Consider the following 19521-nt stretch of genomic DNA (forward strand, 5'->3'; position numbering starts at 1 on the left):
AACATGTATACTCAGCACAATCATACTAATTGAGATAACTTTTTTCGGTAAAATTCCCGAAGATAGCCTAAGTTTTCCGCAGTCAGAACTCCTTCGCTCGAAATTTCAACCAGTTGTTTTTCAACGGCCGCTTTCGTAGTCCATGGTGCGCTTGGATCATTTGACACCCATCGCTCATGCACCGCAGCCTGAGCGGCTGAACGAAAATTTTCTGAAACGAAGTTGGGAGCATTCCAGTATGATAGACGTTGACCAAGTTGTCGTAGCCGCTCGTCTTCCAACTGGCTAACCAGATGAGTCCGTTGCTCCCAGTTAGAACCCTTGAAGAGTTCCAGTATTCGTTTATCGGCGGCTCTGTAGAACCCACTATAAATCTTTTGTTCTACATGCTCTGGTGGCTCTTGGTCGGCGTAACGATTGGCCAAAGCTTGGCCAACGCGTTTCTGAAAATCTGGGCGTGCGGACACTATATCCGCAGCTGCAAGATGTTTGGGTTGAGGGTCGGCAATAGGGAAGACATTGGGCACCTTATTGATGGCAATTGTCCGGATAAGCTTAGGCGATGCTGACACTGCTTTCGCAAGCGTCTCGTCATCAGCCTCCAGGAGGCGGGCTGTGTCACATAAATCCAGATCCAGAAAGGCGACGGAATTTCGATTTGTTGGGTTTCTCCCCGCAAAAACACCAAAGTAGGAACGGGGAGGAGCTGCACCAAACCGTTCGATTAGTCGAAGAGGCCGCGCACTTTCGAGATTGCGGCCAACCTCATTTTTATCTCTGTTCTGCAAAGCTTGTGACCACAGATCAGGGGCGCGCTCACGAAGAAGCGACGCCAAATGAATGGTAGCTTCCACATCGCCTAATGCATCGTGAGCATCGTGGTGTGCGAAGTCGTTGGCGGGGGCGAGACGGTCGAGTTTGAAGCTCTGGCGACCTTTGTCATCAAGCGGCCAAGAGAGAGCATCTGGAGCAAGCTCCCAGGCGGCGTATACGACTTTCATCAGATCCAAGCGATCATTGTTATCAAACTGGGTTTGGTAAAGATTGGGATGCAAGTTCTGATAAAACGACTGCCGTAGAAACTCTTCATCAAAGGCGATGGTATTGTATCCGGTCCAGGTTGCCGGGGCCCAGCGAGATATGAGGTCGGCTATTTGAAAAGAAAATTCATACCAGGAGGGCAGGCTCGGATCTTCTAGCATGTTGGGCGTGACACCGGTTACAGCCATCGCCCAAGGCGCCGGAAGAATATGCGGGGCCAACCTGCAGCGAATGTCGACCCGTTCGATTTGTCTGAACTTATCATCTGTTAAAATCGCAGCAAACTGGAGCGGTTGATCAAAAGCGGGAGACGTGCCCGTTGTTTCTAAGTCATAAAATGCGAACATGGCTGCGCCTTCAAATGCAAATTCTAATCATGATTAGACTAGGAAAACTGTCATTACCACTCACGTGTTCAGGCTGATCAGTCCATCATTCCACTATAGGGGCAGGTGCCTTGCCAAAAAGTGCGGCAGGTGTGGACACCCGCCGCACAGGATCCTATCACCTCTCGCGTTAGTCCTTAAAACTCTTGCCCTGCTCGAGCTTCTTACGAAGAAAGGAGGGTTTTTTCCGCTCGACATCTTGGGACCAGTTTGCAGCGTCCTCGTTCCGCTCCGTCGGCCTGCTCCTCATCGCCTGGGATTTGTAGAGGGCCTCCTTGGAGAAGGACTAACCTTCACGCCGATCGGCGTAGGCTTTCAAGCGTTTCAGGGACCCGAGTATGCGCCTTCAAGGAGCTTTTCATCAAAGGAGCGACAGCGCGGGATCACCGATCGGTTATCACAACCACGCGCCCGAACTGTTCAGTTCAACCGCGATGCGATTTCTTGTTTTCTTGAAGATTATAGGTGTTCGTTGCCGCTATAGGGCACCTAATATGTTCACTAACACTCAGAAATAGAAATAAAAAATGTTTAAATTTAGCCTCTAATCCACCCGAGTATCCATCAAATCTTTGTTTGAATGGTTCGCAAGCTGCGGTCCGCCTACTAGTGCCTCGACATGACTCTAAATGAAATCGACGAAGTAATCAGGGGGTTCTGCTTTCGTGGCGGTAGTGTCTATTCGCTTCGCCCGGTGGGGTAATGCCTCGGTTATTTGGTCTTCAGAAATAGGCGCATCATTTCGTTGCAAAATTGCTTCTGTGTCGCAATTCCGCTCCCTCACGCTTAAAATAACACAAATATCCGGAAGGAAAAACTTTGTACGACGTTATACCAGACATTCACGGCCAGTCCGCAAAGCTCAAAGGGGCGTTGGCAAGCCTTGGATATAAACTCCGCAACGGTGCTTGGCGCCACGACAACCCAGGCCGGCAATGTATCTTTCTTGGTGACTTCATTGATCGGGGTCTCGACAACCGTGAAGTCTTGTCGATTGTGCGTAACATGGTCGACGCAGGAACTGCCTTCGCCATAATGGGCAACCACGAACTCAACGCCATTCACTTCCACACAGACAACCCAAAAACTGGGGAGGCACTGCGACCGAAGTCCGAAAAAAATATTCGGCAACATAAGGCCTTCTTAGAGGAGTTTCCAATTGGTGAAACTCAAACAGCAGATGCAATCGCCTGGATGAGGAGCCTGCCGCTCTATCTCGAGCTTGATGGCTTTCGGGCGGTCCACGCTTGCTGGGATGAAACAAAAATTGAGCGCCTGCGCGGCCTCTCAAATCTCGGTGTTTTAAGCGAAGACCAGATCATTCGAGCTGCTGACGAACGCGACCCCCTTTTTAACCTTGTGGAAACGACAACCAAAGGACCAGAAGCGCCGCTTCCCCCTGGGTATTCCATCAAGGACAAGGAAGGTTCACATCGCACGGAAATTCGCCTTCAGTGGTGGAATAGCAGTGCAAAAACGTGGCCTGACATTGCAATATCGGTTCCTGATCTTCGTGATCTTCCGCAGGAAGAGCTTCCTTCGAGTATTAGCGGTAGTGTTTATCCGGAGATCGCAATCCCCGTGTTCTTTGGGCATTACTGGCTCGATGGAACCCCTGCCTTTCAAGCGCCAAACGCCCTGTGCTTGGATTACTCAGCTGGAACCGTCGGCCCTCTTGTGACCTATCACATGGATGGTCAGCCTGGCCCTCTATCTCTTGAAAAGATTACAGTTCACGAGAATTAGGAACCACTGGCGAAATAAACTTAACAACATGCTACGCTGATTGGATTTGGGTATTAAACCGCGTGTTCGCCACGTTGGGTGCTATGACAGAGATCCGTTCATCGCGCGCGCGCGCGTGCCGTGGGAAATATAACCCGATTTCGTGCTGTATTTAGCGCTTGGTTGCGCAACGCTGGAACAATGTTTTTTTCGTAGGCTTTCTAGACTAAAAATAGTTCAGCACGTCATTGGATGTTTTCTTCTTGAATTAACTTGCTTGAAAAGGTGGGCGTGGTGTCCGGCAATGTGGGACGTAATGTCCCAACTTGGTGGGCGTGGTGTCCCACATTCTTATCGGCTGAATTGGATAAGTTTTGTGGTCGGATTTCTAATCTAGTTGCGTAATTAGGGTCAGGACCTATTAATCCAATATAGCCCGAATGACCGGCATGCGGACAAATCGAACATTGGCCGCAAAAGGCGCGACTACCGCTAACGGCCCGTAGCGGACTTTGGACCGCGCCACGGACGCTGCTGCGCAGCTTCTCAAAACCGGACATTGGTGTCGAGCTACAGCGCTTGGTATGATCAGGTCAGTGTCTAGCGCTTGCCTTCGAATGCTCGATTTAAGTCTTTAAGAATTCCAAGTCTATTGAGTTGGGGCTCAACAGTTTTCCAGCCAACCCCAACAACACGGTTAACTCGTGATAAATACGAAGCGATGGCCTTTGGCGCGGTAGAATGTTCGAGATTGGTTGCGCCGATCTGACATCGTTTCATGTAACGTTTTGCAGCCAATAAAGTTAAACCTTCAATCCCCATGCGTCTTATCACTTGGGCGTCGATATCCAAGGCTAGGCGTCTTAAGATCGAGGAACATAAAATCGCGTCAAAATAGTCGAGTCTGATCGGTTCACCTTCCTCAAAGCTCTTCAACTTCAGCGGCCCGTGCTCGTTCGTTAGCTCTTCCCAGTTGGCCAAAGACTCAGATAGGCTGGCCGAAATTACCTTCGTCTCTAGCTCTCGACTTGCCACCCCGCTACGATGAATTATGCAATTACGAGCCGCACGATAGTAGTCAAAAACAGGCGCTACAAATTCGACATTCAATCTGCTGAAGTTTTGGCGTTCACAAAACCTTTCAAACGCCATCCCTGGATTGTCGAGGCCACCACTGTCGTCGTCCGGTCCGCTTTTCAATGCGACGGGCTGTGAAGAGTGATAATGGTCGATGCTATCAAGCTCGGCTCCAATGTCGCTCAAATATCTATCGAACGCTGAAAAACTCCTGGCGAGTCCAAGGTTCGCAACTTCGGCATATGCTGTTTCCGCAATCTCTTGAGTGAAAATGGGTACTGTCCCCCAATGCTCAGATAGCGCCCCAACTCGCGACCAAAGTGATTTAGCCGGGGTTCCATTTTGAATTTCTTCTATTGTCAGCGAAAGGCCTACGCTGACTATCTTTAGGACATTCCCAAGCTCTTCATGTGAATTACTAAAGGTCTTGAATGCAGTAGTATTTGCTCTCTCAATACTCAGCACTGTCATCGCAAAAGATTTTCCTTCTTCGACCTACAGCCAACATTCGTTTTCACTGCGCTGCAGCCTCTCAAAATAGGCCGTTCAAAGTTCATCAATCACAGGCCCTTCAAACCATTGTTGTTGAACCCGTCTTGAGTCAGCTTCTGGCCCTGTCGACAAACGCAAGAACAATCCGTTTTGGTATCGCAACTGCCAACACAGCGCCTGCAGCTTAGCGTGATCGTGCTCATCACCGACGGCATTGGTGGACTTCTTCACCTCAACAACCAAGAGGTTGCGAAGATTGTGCCCACGGTCATGCACTATGATATCCGGAAAAACTCGACTGGTCGTCAAAACACCGTTTTCGTCCGGCATTTCGATGTCCTTCGGTTCCAGACCGGGACCCTTGCGATTGTACTCAATATCCACGTTGTATCGCGTAAACTTCGGGTCCATCAGCATAGCCAGTCGCCCGCATATTGCGCGTTCACCGATGTCTTGAGCTAAGATCTGCCCATCTTGTTCGTAGAGTTCTTGCAGGCATGTTCTCACTATTTCATCGAGCTGGTTGCGGTCCAAATCTATGTTTCCAATTTTTTGTTGTACGCTGTTCGTGCGGTCAAGCATGATCGCTTAGGCCGCAGTAGGCAATGACGGCCCATAGCCGACATTCGGCCGTTCAAAATTACGACGTTTCAATTTTCCCGATGCGGACCTTCGTGGCAAGTCAGGAATAACCCGAAGCCTCAGAAAAAAACAGACTTTGAGCTATTCCAATAGCTCCAAGGCAGAAACTGGAATAATGGACTGATCTTCGGTTTCTCGACTCTTTTGCATGTAATTTGAACCGGTCACGCAAATGCCAATAACTCGATTGTCCTGGGCAATCGCCGGCCCCCCACTCATGCCGCTAACTATACCGGCATTGGTAAGAAGGCGGCGGACCCCTGACTTCATTCGAGTGCCCACGATAACTCCGGGCGAGAGGATACCGGAATCTCCGCGATTGTAATTTGGGAATCCGCAAACAGCTGCGTGATCCATCTGGTTCAAATCTCGGTTTGATGGTTTCAGAGCGCCTGAAACCGAAGCGCCTTCGATCTCAATAACTGCTAAATCAAGGACGCTGTTACTCTTCTTGATCGTAACCGGATACTTTTGAGAGACATCATCTGCCCGGAACGCCCTCAAGTTGAAAGTTCCACTTACGACGTGGTTATTCGTGATCGTGCCGAAGCCTTCTAGATCAAAAGCAGTTCCTTGGATGCAAGCTTCATCACATTCAAGGACCCACATTGCAGCCTCTACATCCTTGAGGGAGTATTGCGGCGGAGCGGGAAGCGCCATCTTAACCCGGTTTTCATTGATCCGTCGTGCACGCGGAAGAGGTTTATCATTTGCCCAGCTTATGAGATCACGATGGACTTGGTGCCAATCGATGGTTTCATTTTCCACGTCCGCTACAATCAACACTCGATCCCAGCCAAAACGGTCTGACAATGCCTGAATCTGACACAATTCGGAATATTCTCTGGCATTTCCCACTGAGTTACGCAGGTCAGTGAACTCGTCCTCATCCATTGAGCCGCCAGCAGGTAAACCACTTTCTTTGAACTGGATCGTGGTGATGCAAACATTTTCGTCTAAACCTATCTTGAAGTTGCACTTTGTAAACGAAGGCAGGTCTGATTTGAGTTCGAGCGCTTGCTCATTCACCACCCTAAACAGCTCATTCATCATTGCGAACGCAAAGTCGGGGATTAGGTCTTTTACAGGATATGGGTACATATGTCTCTTGTAGGCTAGAACAACGAAGGCTGCAGTGCACTCAGAATAAGGGCCTCAAGCCTAGCTGGAAAATTGAACAGTTTTCAAGTGTTACTACTTTGCGATACGGAGCGCGGCCAGTCGTTTTTGTTCTTTCGCAGTTGTGCAAGTCAAAGTCCGTCAAACTTTGCAAAGTCCGGTTCCTGCGCATTGTTACCGTCGGTGCGTGATGCGGCGAGTGTCCGCTTTTCGCCATTTTAGTTGATGTGGCTTACGGCCCTTTCCGGACCTTGGCATGCTGCAATGCGGCCCACTGAAGGAGACATTCGCTGTATAGGCAAAGCCTGACATCCGGTCATGTATCAAGTTGGCTACCGAGTCTAAACCCGCTTGGGAGCACCTCAACGCTGAGTGAGCAATGATCACAATGCGTGAAGTCCAGCAGGCAAAATACCACGCCAGTAAACACGACGAGAGGGAGGGAAAGTATGACTAGTGATCCAGTTAAAAAATAGCCGCTTTCAACTGAGGCCACATACCGCCTTGGAAATAGCTGATCTCATCATTGAGATTACCTCCCTCGTTTGCAACACTCTGCAGGGCATTATGGAGGGGAATTGCCATTCCCGCGTGGTCACCACGTGCAAGGCGATTGGAAACGGCGATGAGCTCCTGCAACGCATCACGATACGCAAGTTTTGCGACTTCGATCCGATTGCTTGGTGTACGCATCCCACCTAAGGACGCAATCGTTTCGATGGCCGTCTCTCTCAACTCCTTGAGCTCATCTTCCATAGCGACATCAACATTCGGATTGAGAAGCGCATCCCGAAACTCTTGGGCATCTTGCAGAAGAGTCTTCTGGGTTTCTTGCAACGCCTTGTAATCATAGGATAGGTTATTGCTGATATCCTGCCCCAGAACATACGCTGACCACAGCAGCGCTAAGAGGGTCAGCCCTATGCTGAGGAACCACCTTGCCCAGATAACGAACTGGATTAGCCACGACTTTCGAGCCCACTGCAAAACGGCGGAGACTTTCTTTGTCGGATTTTGGTCTTGGTCAGCTGTCATCGGTGTCATGGCGTAATCTTAGCCGTCCCCTGTGGCTTTGTTGCGTTCCGTTCGAGGCCGTTTTGCAACCCTACAAGATATTCATTATAGCTCGAATATCCAGATGTTGCGAAAAAGTTGGTCAAAGCGCTCGCACTAGCTTGGATTATCGCGGTGCTTCCTCCAGGTTCTTGGCTGTTTGCGACATCGACATGACCTTGAGCAATCAGATCACCTGCAACCGCAAGCGAAATGCCGCTAGCAGCAACGATCCCAAGCAATTTCACCCCAAAAGTGGCCACTCCTTTCGACTCGAGAGATGCGCGACCGTTGGGGCTATTAATCGTCGCATGAAGATATGGCGCGTGTGCGACCCGTCGTGCCCACGTCACCCGACCAGGTTCGAGTACCTCACCAGTCTCGACGAAATGCTCGATTGCGACGTGTAGATCAATCATCTGACCCAGGACAAGGGCGTCAAAATCATCAGTGTTGGCCATCACGCCAGCTACAAAATCGCTGTCCCGTTGATAGTCACCATACGCAAGGCGAAGAATTCTATCCTCAGAATGCCCGCCGATGTTTTGGACTGCGCTGGTCGATCGAGCAGCACCCAGAACGTCCGCAGGCAAAGCTAGCATGGGGACTTTGTTTACGACCGTTACGGAACGCGCCAAGAATTCAAGTCCAGCATAGTGTCCATGTCCTTGAACCCGAGACCTTGCGGCGTTCTGCGACCCTAATTCGGCTAGAACAGCTTTGCCTGAAATGCCCTTTTGCGGGATCACTACAAGGCTACTTTCGGGCATATCCCAGAGGATTTCTTGCGCGGCGTTTCTGAGCCTAGTCCTTGCCCCTTGTGCTCCCGCGACGAGGTTGAGGCCAGTCCGGTAAAAATCAAGGTCTCGCGAGGGTCGCGGAGTGCGCGCCTCAGATTTCGGTCGTTTTGCCCATCTGCGCATAATCCTTGCCCGTTCGAGCATCGGGGCGATCTGGTCGGCGTCCGGTACGGGTTGCCCGTCTGGGACGTCGAAGAATGGCAGATCTACTGGCAGCAGTGAATTTTGAATAACATTGTCATAGAATACGTAGCGGGCACCTGGATGAATGAGGTTCACCTGCATCTGGTCATCAAGAACCCGTGTGGCAAGGTCGATTTTTAAAATTGGCAATTCTTCGGATCCATGAATCTATTGGTCTAATACCCAGTGTTTCACAAAGATTTGCATTGTTCCAGCGTGCATTTCTAGTTGCGTTCAGGGCTAAATTAATCGCTTCAGTTGAGTTTTGCGGAAGATAATAAATAAAAAGGTTCAATTACAATAAATGGAATGCTTATCGAAATTCCGCTGTTTGGACCGAGCTAAGCTTTGATTTCCCCAAAGTATACACCCATCAGGACGGCAGCTTTCTTCCATCAGAAGGCAAAGCTGAGCGCCCGCAGCGAAAGGCTGCTTTCCGCCGATTCTGTGGAAAAACAACGTGTTGCTGGCGCAGAAAGTAGAGGCTTTAACGCGGCGCAAGCGCCTTCCACATCAGGCTTTTTGCATTTGCTGCGGTGCAGGAAAGATCTTGGCTAGTTTGCGGAGGTTTTGGGCGGTTGCAGCGAGGAGGAATTCGTCATTTGCGCCGCACGGACCTCGTAATCGGAGGCGACCCAGGCCAAGGATGCGCTTGAGGTGGGCAAAGAGCATCTCGACCTTCTTTCGAAGCCGCATCGATACGGCGTATTGTTTGGTCTTCGCGATATCGCGGGCCATTTGGCGGGCGTCTTCATGTTCTTCGCGGGTGATCTTCCGGGCCTCCGCATTCGGGCAGCACTGCATTTTTGATGGGCAGGCCTGACAGGTATGTTTCAACGCCTGATACTTGGCGACACCTTTACCGCTGGGACCGCGATTGGGGTCGGAATAGTTGCGGCGGAACTGTTTGAGCGGCTCGCCCTCTGGGCAGATGTATTGGTTGTTCTCGGCGTCCCATTCGAAGTCGACGCGAGACCATGTTCCGTCTGTCCGTCCGGCTTTGTCGAGTACCGGAATGTGGGGATTGATTTTGCGGTCAACGAGCCACCCAAGCATCGGCCCTGACCCATAGGCGCTATCTGCAATGAGGCGTTCGGGATCCAAATCATGCCGATGCTTGATCCTATCCAACATGGTGCGAACAGAGCCTACTTCAGCCTGCCGGATTGACCTCGTTCCTTCGACGTCGACGATCACACTATGATCGGTATCGATCAGATAGTTGGTGGAATAGGCAAAGAATGCTGGGCCTTTACGTGCCGCCGTCCATTGGCTGGAGGGGTCAGAATGGGATGTGAACTTGGGCTCAACCTCAGATGCTGCACCAAAGGCAGCATCATCCAGCACATTGAGATACTCGCGAACGGCGCGTGGCGCATCAGTTGGATCAATGGTGCTGCGGTCCCAGTCTTCCTTTGGCGTAGAGTTCTGTTTGTTGGCGTCAGCTTCGATTAAGCTGGCATCTGCCGCAAGCCGTTGCCCACTCACCAAACCGTCAGCAATGCAGCGCGCGACGGTCTTTTCAAACAAGTGGCGCAGCAAAGAGCTCTCACGGAAGCGCCCGTGCCGGTTCTTTGAGAAGGTCGAGTGGTTGGGTATTGGATCAGACAGATCAAGGCGACAAAACCAGCGATAGGCGAGGTTCAAATGCACCTCTTCGCACAACCGGCGCTCTGACCTGATACCGAAGCAATAGCCCACCAAAAGCATCCGGATCAGCAGTTCCGGATCAATCGATGGGCGGCCTGTGTGGCTGTAAAACTCGGACAGATACTGGCGGATGTCGCTCAGATCGACGAAACGATCAATGGATCGCAGCAGGTGATCATGGGGGACATGATCTTCCAGTGAGAACTCATAGAACAGCGCCGCCTGTGCTTCCTGCTTCGGTCCCATCATCGCTCAGCCCCTCGCTTTATAGGGAAATTGAATCAGCCGATGGCCTTCAAATCAAGAAGAGTTTTTCAACAGAATTCGCCCTAAAGTACCAAATGCTGCCCTTGAATCTAATGTCTCCTCTGGGCTTTGAGCGGACATTGCCGAGTTTCAAGATTGATAGGTCCTGACCCTAGATTTAGGCCGGCTTTCCCAATTCGCTGTTAAAACGCGATTTCCTCTAATTCATTCTTGTGTTCGATCCATTCCTCAAATCTCGGAATGCTGTAGTGCATCTTGTATCCTGGGCGGTTTTTGTTCCGAACAATCCATCCGTTGAGCTCTAGGTTGGTTACTGATCGTCTTAAGCATCGTCGATCCATATCAGATAGACGCGCTAGCTGGCTTTGGGTGAAATCCATTCTCCAACAATCCTCCGTATGATGTTGGTATGCCAGCATATCCATAACTCGGTAGTCGTTTGGGTTCATGTTGTAGACCCCTCTCAATTTTATTTCAGTCCACCATTTCAACGCTTCAGCACTCACCGCCAAAACTCCAAAGCTCAAGAGAATTATTCGCATACACGCGTGGCATTGGCTGGCTCAATCGCTCGTGATGTCAGGTTGAAGTTTCGAAATCCATTCTTCAATCTGCTGTTCTGGCCAGTAGAGGCGGCCGCCAATGCGAAGCGGGCGTGGCAATCGCCCATGCTCCAAGTCGCGGTAAATTGAGCTTCTGCTTCTGTTGCCGAGTTTCTCACCAAGCTGGTTGAAGTTCAGGTATTTCATGTCGAACGCCCCAATTTGTTTCGCTGGGCAACATGAAACACCAGTCTAGTCTTCTAAATAATGGGACAGTTTTTGGCCAAAGAGATTTCAGTCCCCCCGTCGGTTCCCTTTTAGATGCTTTGGCAGATACTTATCGGGGGAGTATCTTTCTGCTCTTTTATGGGTTCGTGTGCGATATGTATCTCTTTCCGCTTCACTTAGGCCTTCGAACCATGACTTTAGGTGAGTGGCGAAATCGCTGTCTTTTCGCCATTTTGGAAACTGTTTTTCGAGTGTACTCGCGGTAATCCTTGCGTCTCGACCCAAGAAAAACCGCGCCCAATAAGTGGCAATCTCGGCTGCCGTCTCGACGGAAACTCCACAGAGTACCAGAGACAACATTTCATAAAACCATACATCTTTTTCAATTTGTCGCTTTGCCCGGGCCGTCTGCGAGTTTGTGACTTCAAGCGTCTTGGCGGTTTGGAGAGCCTTCGGAATCGGAAGATCAAAATATTCACAGTAATCTTTAGTTTGTTCGATCCAGCAAGGCTCGTCGGTTTCAAAATAGGTGGCCAACAAATGCGCAATTTTCCGAAAGTGACAATTTAGCTCTTCGATTTTCCCCCGCTCTTCCCACTCCTCAAACTCCTCATGCGGAATTTCAAACTGAAGATCTCGCAATATGGCCCGATAGACATCGTCTGATTGAGACTCGGTGTCACCGTAAGACAAAAAGTTGACAGGAATGGTGATCGGAGGTGGCTTCATCACATAGGTTCGCTACTCGGGATTTTGCTAGAACCAGTTACGTGGTCTGCCCATTGGTTCATAAGGGGGCGCCGCTTTTCGAGAAAATCGGTCCGGCGATAAGAACGCTCGACTGACGTTCCGGTAACATGTGCCAGAGCCGCCTCAGCGACCTCTCGTGGCGTTTCCGTGGTTTCCGCAACCCATGTGCGAAAACTGGACCGGAAACCGTGTGGGCGTGCCGTCATGCCGCGTCGCTCCATGAGCCGAGCCATCGTTGCGTCCGAGATCACCCCTTTTCGAACGCTTGGAAAAAAATAGCCATCACGACAGAAAGGCCTGGCTTGCTCAATGACCGACATCGCTTCCGGAGAAAGCGGCACCTGAAAATCTTTCGCATGCCCTTGACGTGATTTCATAAGCTCTCCGGGAACAGTCCAAAGGTCGCCTTGGATTTGCTCGACGCGGAGAAAACGAATGGGTTTGGACCTCGTGCCAGCCGTGAGTATGAGTAACCTTAGCGCCAAATGTGTAATGGAACCGTCAGAGAGGCTTTCATAAAATTCCGGAACGTCTTTCCAGTGTAGGGCAGGAACGTTCTGTGGAACGTGGCGGGACTTGCCGAGCAATGCCTTGGCCTTTTCTGTCGCTTGAAGGTCAACATCTAAGCCCATCGCTGCCCCGAAACGCAGAACTAAACCGAGGCGGTTCATCGCTTTGCGTGCTGTGTCGGCTTTCATGTGCCAAATCGGCGCCAAGGTCCTTTTGATGTCTTGCTGGTCAACTTCCTCGATTGGAATATTTCCAATCTTGGGCAAAACGTGAAGCTCAAGTGGCGTGAACCATCGGCCAGCTTTACCATCGCCTTTAAGTTCGGCCTTGCGAGCTTCGAAGGCCTCAGCGGCAACGGTTGCTAGGGTATGCCGTTCTCTTGCCGCCTCGCGTCGTTGGCGTTCACGTTCTTTGATCGGGTCTTTGCCATCACGAACAATCGCGCGCCATTTTTCAGCAGCCTGTCGCGCCTCTTTAAGGCTTACGGCAGATAGCGACCCAAGGCCCATTTCTCTACGGTTGCTGTAAACCGTAACCCTTAGCACCCACTGTGCGCCTCCATCATTTCTCTTAACTAACCACAAACCACCGCCGTCCGAGTACTTACCAGGCGTGGCATTGCGAACTAAAGCTGCCGTCAACTTGTGGAGTATCAAAATCAATCCCCCTGCCAATCCACCTCTACATATAGTATATATTGATGCAGCTTGAAACCAGATGAAATGCCTTAAAGTCCGCTAATTAAGGGAAATATCAAAAAAAGGAGTGGATTGTTACGACTTGATATAGAAGTTCAATGCCGTGTGGGGGCACCATTTTTCGATAAAATCATCATACATGCTTGATTTTAAGGGATTTACCGGACAGCTGTAACACATCATGGACACAAAATGCGTCCTTGGGAGCAACTAAATGTGCAAGCAGGTTACCCTAAAACACCTTGATGAACTCGCAGATGGCACCTTCAGGTTCCGCAGGAGGTTCCCCTTAGCCCACCAAGAGGCACTGTCAGACAAAACCGACTTGAGCCGGGCAGGGTGGTTTCGTAGCCTCGCTGGATGACAAAACGCAGTCCATTTCGCTATTTTAAAACGTCGCCAGAGATTATCAGGCTGGCAGTTATGTTGTACGTCCGGTTCCCTCTTTCGTTGCGCAATGTTGAAGACCTTCTGCATAAGCGTGGCATTGACGCTAGCCACGAAACCATCCGGTTTTGGTGGAGCCGGTTTGGCCTGTTGTTCGCCGCTGAAATCCGCAGAAAATGGGTTCAGCAACTTCGTGCTCGTTCAAATTGGCAATGGCATTTGGACGAGGTGTTCGTAATAATCAACGGTGTAACCCACTATCTCTGGAGCGCTGTGGATCATGAGCGCGAGGTGTTTGAAAGCTATGTCACCAAGCAACGTGATCGCAAAGCAGCATTGAATTTCCTCAAAAAACGATGAAGCGTTTTGGCCAGCCAAATGTCGTCGTGACCGATCTACAGCGGTCTTACGGCGCCGCGATGAAGATCATCGGCAATGCTGACAGACAAGAAACCGGCCGTTGGCTGAACAACCGGGTTGAGAATTCATACATTCCGTTTCGGCGACGAGAACGAGCCATGCTGCGCTTCCGCCGAATGCGAAGCATGCAGAAATTCGTCTCAGTACAGGCCTCCGTTTGCAATCATTTCAACCATGAACGTCACCTTTACTCACGCGATAATTTCAAGCTCAACCGCACCGTCGCTCTCGCTGAGTGGCGTCAACTCTGCGCGGCATAAATAGTCGCACAACTGGCCTAGAAGTGACTGCCTCGCATTTGTCTGACAACACCAGCGAGGGCAATCAATCTATTCGTCAACATCTTGCCTAGGGGTGGTGGCATTCGCTGAATTTCAGGAGACAGATTTTCGACATAACTACGCCCAGCCCAAGGGTTCCGGACAACTGCCGCGACACCAATGATGTGCAACACCGGATCAGCGATCCCTTCCCCCCTCGCGGTGAATATCTTCATCAAAAGTAACAACTTTTCTGAGTTCTGGTAACATGTTGCTTCCTATTTCAGTGTCTTGACGGCTCAACTTTTGTGACGTGATGAACCGTTCCTTTGGTTTCATCGCCTTGATAAATACCAAAACTTCCGTGACGGAATTCGCTTATATAGCGTTTAAGCATACTGCGTTCAGCCTGGCTTTTGATCTTTTCAAGTGGTACGTCTTTCAAGGGAAAAAAGGCTGACCGTTCCGGCGCATCTCCTTTAACTGTACCATGGTAGAAGATGCCGTGCGCCCTGGTCTCGCTGTCCTGATAAACCGCGTATAAGAAATCCAGGACCGGGTTCAAATTATCGCGCCGCAATTGATCCCGCAAACTTTCGAGGCTCGCTGATTTGCCACAAATTTTCGGCACAGTGAACGAACTGTCTGGTTCAACCACCAAAAGCAGTTTCTGATCTTGCTGAACAATAGCCCCTATCGTCAGATCACCAGAATGCGAAGCTGCCGAGACCAGTTGTTCCTCTAGCCCGACAGAAAAATAGTTACCTTTAAAGTAAACCAGAGGTGAGCCGTCATTTTCAGCAAAATCAACGACACGACCAATCAGAATGATGTGGTCCCCAGCGTCTATCAGTTTTTCTTTTGAGCAAACAAAACTGGCCAACGAGCCGTCTAAAAGCGGCATGTTAGAGGTACCAGAATGCCAATCAGATATTTCAAATTTGTCGGCTTGCTGGGAAGCAAACAATCCGGAGGTTGCCTTTTGATCTTCACTCAGAACATTGATCGCGAAATGATCAGATGCGATGAAGACATCACAGCTAAGGGCAGACTTTGCGACACATATCAACAAAAGTGGAGGGTCAAGCGAAACGGAAGTGAAAGAGTTGGCGGTGAAACCTCGCGGTGTTCCATCTGATTGGCGGGTCGTGACAACGGTGACGCCTGTTGCGAATGTGCTAAACGCGTCGCGAAGCTCGCGTTGCTTGTCGATTGATATTTGTATCAGCGCAGATGTTGTTAAAAATTCGTTATTGTCGGCCCCCATTCGCGGTGGTGTTTTGGGTGCGGGCAAAGGTGACGCACTAAAACGAAGCGGATTAGCAGCAACTTTCCAGGGCCGCGCATTCGGGTCAGGATGCGGGACATCGACGAGCATTTCCCGTGCCGATGTATGCGGGTCAGCAACGATGTCTGCAATTGTATTAAGAGGTCCAAAAGGTATTACCCCGCCAAGCTTTTGTGACAACTCTGCCTTGGTGAAAGATTTCGTCCATACTGAAACCAACGCGTTTAGCTCTTTAGAATTGGCAGAACGTGCGCTTCGTGTTGCATAGCGGGCATCGTTTCCAAGTTCGTGCAATTCCATTGCCTTGGTCAAGGCGCGCCAAAATGCGTCGTCCACAATCCCAATTGCTACATCGCCGTCTTTAGCCGGGAACAGACCGAAGGGCGCAAGAAAGGGGTGATCATTACCTTCAGGGCCGGGGACTGAACCATTAAAATCATGTAGATAAACCGCTCTCTCGCACAGGCTAATCATGGCGTCATACATAGCGACGTCAACGAACTGGCCCTTACCTGTCGCCTCTGCCACCCGTAGGGCAGCCATAATGCCAAAGCACATCATCAAACCCGCGAAGACATCGCCAATTCCGGGCCCAACCTTGGTCGGCGTCTGCGCATCCGGACCCGTTAGTCCCATAATGCCCCCCATCGCCTGCGCAACCACATCGTAAGAGGGCCAGTTAGCATATGGGCTTTCGCCCGAACGCGGGTCACCAAAGCCACGGATTGCAGCATAGACGAGGCGCGGGTTGATTTCGGCAAGGCTCTCGTACGACAAGCCCAACCGCTCCATGACGCCAGGGCGAAAATTCTCAACGATCACATCGGCTGTTGCTGCCAAAGCTCGAAAGGCGGCTTTTCCTTCACGGGTTTTAAGATCAAGCTGAACACTTTTCTTGCTGCGATTCAGACTGACAAAATATCCAGCCCATTCATGATCCGGGTCATCATCACGAAACGGGCCATTGTTTCGGCTTGTATCGCCGCCCGCGCTTTCGATTTTGATCACCTCCGCGCCGTGATCAGCCAACATCATTGTACAGTAGGGGCCAGACAACATCCGGCTAAGATCCAGCACGCGGAGCCCTTTGAGAATACCTGCTTCACTCGTGCTGTTCATAAACCTTCACCCTTTACAATCGCACGATCCAGAAACCCCTTCAAAGGGAGGTTTGTGGTTGCTGGGTCTTCGGCAAGTGCCATATGACGCAGGCCTTTAAGAATATATGTCTCAGTTCCCTCGATCTCCGCTGCAATTGCCTGAGCCATCTCTGGTCCGTTGCCGAAGTCTTCATCACCGGTCATCACAATTGTCGGACAGGCTATGGGTGGTTTTGGTAAGGTAATTTCATCAATGCTATCAGCTAATACCCGGTAAATGGTGTGATAAACCGCCGGATCGTTGGCTAGTACCCAAGAGCGTACAAGGTTCATTGTTTCTGGGTTCGTTTGGCGAAAATCATCTGTAAACCAACGCTCCAGGGCAGCCTCAACCGTAGCAGCAGGCCCGTCTGTTCGGGCTTGGTCTACGCGTTTCAAAATTGCCGCCTGCGCTTCTTTTGTGCGTTGATGTGGTGAATGCAGAATGCCGAGCGCCAAAACACGTTCAGGTTCATCCTGTGCAAACCGCCGTGCGATCATGCCACCAAGCGAAAACCCAACAACAGCGGCGGCCAATATCTCGCAATAGTCCAACAATTCACGTAGTTGATCGGAGAACATCTTGAGCGACGGGGGGCAAGGCGGTCGTGCGCTGTCGCCATGCCCAAAAAGATCATAGGTGATAACATTGTAGTTGTCGCTAAGTGCCGGAACCAGCCATTGCCAGACTTCACGGTTCAGGCCTAACCCATGGATCAAAACGACAGCCTCTTTGGCTTGGGGTCCATATTGTTCGAATACGGTGCCATCATGTGCGGTACTCTTCATCTAAATTTCTACTTTCACCGGGCGGTAGGCGACGACTTCGATCTCGACGCGCACATCGACGAGCAAATCGCTGACGACTGCGGAGCGCGCTGGCGGCTCTTTCGGGAAATACGCGCCATAGACTGCGTTGAAGCCCGGAAAATCAGCCCGGTCCCTGAGCCAGACCATCGCTTTCACGACATCCTCCAAACCACACCCGGCTTCGGCCAGCGTTATCTTGATGTCTTCGAGAATAGCACGGGTTTGATCTTCTACTGTCCCAGTGGTCATCGGTGCGCCGTTTTGCATTGGGATCTGGCCTGTCAGAAACACGAAATCTCCCGCCCGAATTGCACGAGACAATGACAGCACGCGCCCACCAATCTCTAGCGGTCCACCAATAACCTGCTTTCTCTTTGACATTTGTGGAGCCTCCCTAAACTCAAGCTAGACTTCATAGGGGATCAATCATTTGGTAATTTTCGACACAAGAAGGCGATAAATCGCATGTTTGTTGGAAAGAACCGATAAGAATAGGAATCGAAACAGACAGGGACGAGGGCGCTATGACGGATATCCAAACCTACCAGATGCTCATTGACGGTGATTGGGTCGATGCGTCTGACGGGAAAACCTTCGACAGTATTAATCCGACGACTGGCAAGGTGTGGTCGCGCGCTCCGGAGGCAACTGCCGAAGATGTTGATCGGGCCGTTCGTTCCGCACATCACGCATTTACCAAAGGCCCCTGGGCCTCCATGACGCCGACAGAACGCGGCAAGCACTTGCGTCGTCTGGCTGACTTGCTTGCCGAGAAATCCGAAGAACTAGGCCGGACAGAGTCTATCGACACGGGAAAGATGCTGAAGGAAACGCGCTGGCAGGCGAAATACATTGCCGAGTTTTTTCACTTCTATGCTGGCTGTGCTGACAAGATCAGCGGAGAAACCCTGCCAATCGACAAACCTGATCTTTTTGTCTTTACCAATCGCGAACCGCTTGGTGTTGTCGCTGCAATTGTACCGTGGAACTCGCAGCTGTTTCTTGTTGCTGTGAAGATGGGGCCGGCGCTTGCGGCGGGGAACACGGTTGTTCTGAAAGCTTCTGAACACGCCTCTGCCGCAATGCTTGAATTTGGCAAACTGATTGAACAGGCAGGGTTTCCGGCAGGCGTCGTTAATATCATGACGGGCCACGGGGACCCGTGTGGTAAGGCCCTGACCTCGCACCCGCTGGTTGCGCGTATCTCGTTTACGGGCGGCCCGAATGCAGCGCGGCATGTTCTTTACAATTCTGCTGAAAACTTCGCGGAAGTCTCGCTCGAACTTGGGGGAAAATCCCCATTCATTGTCTTCGATGATGCGAACATCGAAAGCGCTGTGAACGGGTCAATTGCGGGCATCTTTGGTGCGACCGGGCAAAGCTGTGTCGCTGGCTCTCGTCTGTATCTGCACGAAGATATTGCCGATGAGTTTCTGGAAAAGATGACAGAAATGGCGCGTAATATCGTAATTGGGGATCCTTTGATGGAAGAAACCCAGATGGGTCCGCTTTGCACAACAGGCCAACTGGAAAATATCGAGCGCGAAGTCGCCCATGCCCAAACCGAAGGCGGGCAACTTTTATGCGGTGGCAAGCGCCCCGAAGGGATGGGCGGGCTTTACTACGAACCCACAATAATTGCCTGTCCGCGTCAGGACATGCGCATCGTGGATACCGAACTGTTTGGCCCGGTGCTGAGTGTTCTGCGCTTTCGCGATGAAGACGAAGTTATCGAACTTGCGAATGATACGGTTCATGGCCTTGCGGCAGGCATCTTCACCCAAGACAGCGCCCGATCCTTGCGAATGGCCAAGGCTGTGCGGGCTGGTATTGTCTGGGTCAACACATACCGTGTCGTCTCACCCATAGCCGAGTTCGGCGGCATCAAAGGGTCTGGCTACGGTCGCGAAAGCGGCTTTCAGGCGATGTATGACTACACCCGACCAAAAACCGTCTGGATGAATACTTCAAGCGAACCAATCTCAAACCCATTCGTCATGCGGTGAAACGCGTATCACCTGAAAAAGAATAGCCACGCCGAAGACCAAATAAAC

At 50.9% G+C, this 19521-nt stretch carries 16 protein-coding genes and 1 pseudogene; 3 read left to right on the forward strand and 14 right to left on the reverse strand.

The annotated features are described in order from the left end of the window. Window positions 1-20: 20 nt before the first annotated feature. Entirely contained in the window at window positions 21-1388 is a 1368-nt protein-coding gene (locus MWU63_RS06615; RefSeq protein ID WP_247077323.1) for an exonuclease domain-containing protein, read from the reverse strand. A gap of 858 nt (window positions 1389-2246) precedes the next feature. On the opposite strand from MWU63_RS06615, the gene MWU63_RS06620 reads away from it, so the two are divergent. Beyond that, entirely contained in the window at window positions 2247-3173 is a 927-nt protein-coding gene (locus MWU63_RS06620) for a metallophosphoesterase (protein ID WP_247077324.1), read from the forward strand. Between the two features lie 579 nt (window positions 3174-3752). On the opposite strand, the gene MWU63_RS06625 is transcribed toward MWU63_RS06620, so the two are convergent. The 9 genes from MWU63_RS06625 to MWU63_RS06665 form a co-directional block, all read right to left on the reverse strand. Beyond that, a complete protein-coding gene (locus tag MWU63_RS06625) occupies window positions 3753-4700 on the reverse strand; it encodes a hypothetical protein (protein ID WP_247077326.1) in 948 nt (315 codons plus the stop codon). Between the two features lie 75 nt (window positions 4701-4775). Continuing rightward, on the reverse strand, window positions 4776-5138 hold the full coding sequence (locus MWU63_RS06630; protein WP_247077328.1) for a hypothetical protein: 363 nt from the start codon (window positions 5136-5138) through the stop codon (window positions 4776-4778). Window positions 5139-5444: 306 nt separating this feature from the next. Further along, a complete protein-coding gene (locus MWU63_RS06635) occupies window positions 5445-6416 on the reverse strand; it encodes a serine protease (RefSeq protein WP_247077330.1) in 972 nt (323 codons plus the stop codon). A gap of 531 nt (window positions 6417-6947) precedes the next feature. Further along, the gene (locus MWU63_RS06640; RefSeq protein ID WP_247077332.1) at window positions 6948-7526 is read right to left on the reverse strand and encodes a hypothetical protein; all 579 of its coding nucleotides are present in this window, start codon (window positions 7524-7526) and stop codon (window positions 6948-6950) included. Further along, complete coding sequence (locus tag MWU63_RS06645) at window positions 7523-8668, reverse strand: hypothetical protein (protein ID WP_247077334.1); 1146 nt, start codon at window positions 8666-8668, stop codon at window positions 7523-7525. The genes MWU63_RS06640 and MWU63_RS06645 overlap by 4 nt, the downstream gene beginning before the upstream one ends. A 363-nt stretch (window positions 8669-9031) precedes the next feature. Next, window positions 9032-10417 carry an IS1182 family transposase gene (locus tag MWU63_RS06650; protein ID WP_247077336.1) on the reverse strand — a complete coding sequence of 462 codons (1386 nt, stop codon included), beginning with the start codon at window positions 10415-10417 and terminating at the stop codon, window positions 9032-9034. Window positions 10418-10998: 581 nt separating this feature from the next. Continuing rightward, window positions 10999-11184, reverse strand: coding sequence for an AlpA family phage regulatory protein (locus tag MWU63_RS06655; RefSeq protein WP_247077337.1), 186 nt, complete (start codon window positions 11182-11184; stop codon window positions 10999-11001). A gap of 87 nt (window positions 11185-11271) precedes the next feature. After that, entirely contained in the window at window positions 11272-11937 is a 666-nt protein-coding gene (locus MWU63_RS06660; RefSeq protein ID WP_247077339.1) for a hypothetical protein, read from the reverse strand. After that, window positions 11934-13124: a site-specific integrase gene (locus MWU63_RS06665; RefSeq protein WP_247077430.1), complete on the reverse strand. Its 1191-nt coding sequence runs from the start codon at window positions 13122-13124 to the stop codon at window positions 11934-11936. Before MWU63_RS06665 ends, MWU63_RS06660 begins: the two co-directional genes overlap by 4 nt. A 399-nt stretch (window positions 13125-13523) precedes the next feature. On the opposite strand from MWU63_RS06665, the pseudogene MWU63_RS06670 reads away from it, so the two are divergent. Then, window positions 13524-14230: pseudogene (locus MWU63_RS06670) on the forward strand (IS6 family transposase). Between the two features lie 17 nt (window positions 14231-14247). Here MWU63_RS06670 and MWU63_RS06675 read toward each other — a convergent pair. Genes MWU63_RS06675 through MWU63_RS06690 form a run of 4 tightly spaced genes read right to left on the reverse strand, consistent with a single transcriptional unit; the run spans window position 14248 to window position 17848 of the window. Further along, a complete protein-coding gene (locus tag MWU63_RS06675; protein ID WP_246531668.1) occupies window positions 14248-14466 on the reverse strand; it encodes an amino acid synthesis family protein in 219 nt (72 codons plus the stop codon). Window positions 14467-14513: 47 nt separating this feature from the next. Next, entirely contained in the window at window positions 14514-16637 is a 2124-nt protein-coding gene (locus MWU63_RS06680) for a CoA transferase (protein WP_247077341.1), read from the reverse strand. Further along, a complete protein-coding gene (locus MWU63_RS06685) occupies window positions 16634-17446 on the reverse strand; it encodes an alpha/beta hydrolase (RefSeq protein ID WP_213888606.1) in 813 nt (270 codons plus the stop codon). The genes MWU63_RS06680 and MWU63_RS06685 overlap by 4 nt, the downstream gene beginning before the upstream one ends. After that, on the reverse strand, window positions 17447-17848 hold the full coding sequence (locus MWU63_RS06690) for a RidA family protein (protein WP_213888605.1): 402 nt from the start codon (window positions 17846-17848) through the stop codon (window positions 17447-17449). A gap of 143 nt (window positions 17849-17991) precedes the next feature. Here MWU63_RS06690 and MWU63_RS06695 point away from each other — a divergent pair, with 143 nt between their 5' ends. Then, window positions 17992-19473: an aldehyde dehydrogenase gene (locus tag MWU63_RS06695; RefSeq protein ID WP_213888604.1), complete on the forward strand. Its 1482-nt coding sequence runs from the start codon at window positions 17992-17994 to the stop codon at window positions 19471-19473. The last annotated feature ends 48 nt before the right edge of the window (window positions 19474-19521 follow it).

It is taken from the genome of Pseudohalocynthiibacter sp. F2068 (assembly GCF_023015645.1).
GTDB classification, from domain to species: domain Bacteria; phylum Pseudomonadota; class Alphaproteobacteria; order Rhodobacterales; family Rhodobacteraceae; genus Pseudohalocynthiibacter; species Pseudohalocynthiibacter aestuariivivens.

Bases quoted from the DNA above. Each gene is read 5' to 3' on its own strand.
- MWU63_RS06615 (WP_247077323.1), bottom strand. From the start codon at position 1,388: ATGTTCGCATTTTATGACTTAGAAACAACGGGCACGTCTCCCGCTTTT.
- MWU63_RS06625 (WP_247077326.1), bottom strand. From the start codon at position 4,700: ATGACAGTGCTGAGTATTGAGAGAGCAAATACTACTGCATTCAAGACC.
- MWU63_RS06630 (WP_247077328.1), bottom strand. From the start codon at position 5,138: ATGCTGATGGACCCGAAGTTTACGCGATACAACGTGGATATTGAGTAC.
- MWU63_RS06635 (WP_247077330.1), bottom strand. From the start codon at position 6,416: ATGATGAATGAGCTGTTTAGGGTGGTGAATGAGCAAGCGCTCGAACTC.
- MWU63_RS06640 (WP_247077332.1), bottom strand. From the start codon at position 7,526: ATGACACCGATGACAGCTGACCAAGACCAAAATCCGACAAAGAAAGTC.
- MWU63_RS06650 (WP_247077336.1), bottom strand. From the start codon at position 10,417: ATGATGGGACCGAAGCAGGAAGCACAGGCGGCGCTGTTCTATGAGTTC.
- MWU63_RS06655 (WP_247077337.1), bottom strand. From the start codon at position 11,184: ATGAAATACCTGAACTTCAACCAGCTTGGTGAGAAACTCGGCAACAGA.
- MWU63_RS06675 (WP_246531668.1), bottom strand. From the start codon at position 14,466: ATGAAGATATTCACCGCGAGGGGGGAAGGGATCGCTGATCCGGTGTTG.
- MWU63_RS06680 (WP_247077341.1), bottom strand. From the start codon at position 16,637: ATGAACAGCACGAGTGAAGCAGGTATTCTCAAAGGGCTCCGCGTGCTG.
- MWU63_RS06685 (WP_213888606.1), bottom strand. From the start codon at position 17,446: ATGAAGAGTACCGCACATGATGGCACCGTATTCGAACAATATGGACCC.
- MWU63_RS06690 (WP_213888605.1), bottom strand. From the start codon at position 17,848: ATGTCAAAGAGAAAGCAGGTTATTGGTGGACCGCTAGAGATTGGTGGG.
- MWU63_RS06695 (WP_213888604.1), top strand. From the start codon at position 17,992: ATGACGGATATCCAAACCTACCAGATGCTCATTGACGGTGATTGGGTC.